The organism is Autumnicola lenta, from assembly GCF_031846515.1.
Taxonomy (GTDB): domain Bacteria; phylum Bacteroidota; class Bacteroidia; order Flavobacteriales; family Flavobacteriaceae; genus Autumnicola; species Autumnicola lenta.
In genome coordinates this window covers 1-658 of sequence record NZ_JAVRHO010000075.1, presented here as the reverse complement: position 1 = coordinate 658, position 658 = coordinate 1, and the positions used below count along the sequence as shown (strand labels likewise).

Annotated in this window: 1 protein-coding gene; it reads left to right on the top strand. The window is 38.1% G+C overall.

Annotated features, from left to right (window positions below):
* Positions 1-651, top strand: a 651-nt coding sequence (locus RM545_RS17485; protein WP_311496572.1) for an IS1634 family transposase, incomplete at its 5' end; no start/stop codon positions are given.
* Positions 652-658: the final 7 nt, after the last annotated feature.

Sequence of the window (658 nt, the reverse complement as noted above, 5' to 3'; positions counted from 1 at the left end):
AAGCTTATCGATGGTCAGATGATCCAAATACCAAAGAAGGATAAGACTCGCCTGATCATTACCTATGCCAATAGTAGGGCGGCAAAAGATGAACACAATCGTAAAAGAGGATTGCAGCGCCTGGAAAAACGGATTAAATCTGGAAAGCTCACCAAATCTAACATCAACAATAAAGGCTACAATAAATATTTAAGAATGCAGGGGGAGGTGACCATTGAAATCGATTATGAAAAATTTTGGCAAGACAATGCCTGGGACGGACTTAAAGGATATGTAACCAATACAGAATTATCAGATAAGCTTGTTGTAGAAAATTACAAGAATCTATGGCATATAGAGAAAGCCTTTAGAATGTCAAAAACAGACTTGCGAATCCGTCCAATTTACCACCGGTTACGTCACCGAATCGAAGCTCATATCTGCATCTCATTTACTGCTTACAGTATTTACAAGGAGCTGGAAAGGCTGCTATACCAAGAAAAATCGAAGATATCCCTAAAGAGAGCAGCAGAGCTAACACATAATATTTATCAAATTACTTACACCCTTCCTGATTCAAAACATACTAAGTCAAGGCTTCTAAAGATGGACGATGAGCAGGCAGAATTATATCAAATAATCGAGAAAAATTTTAAGGTGTTGCAACGCTGAAGACAGG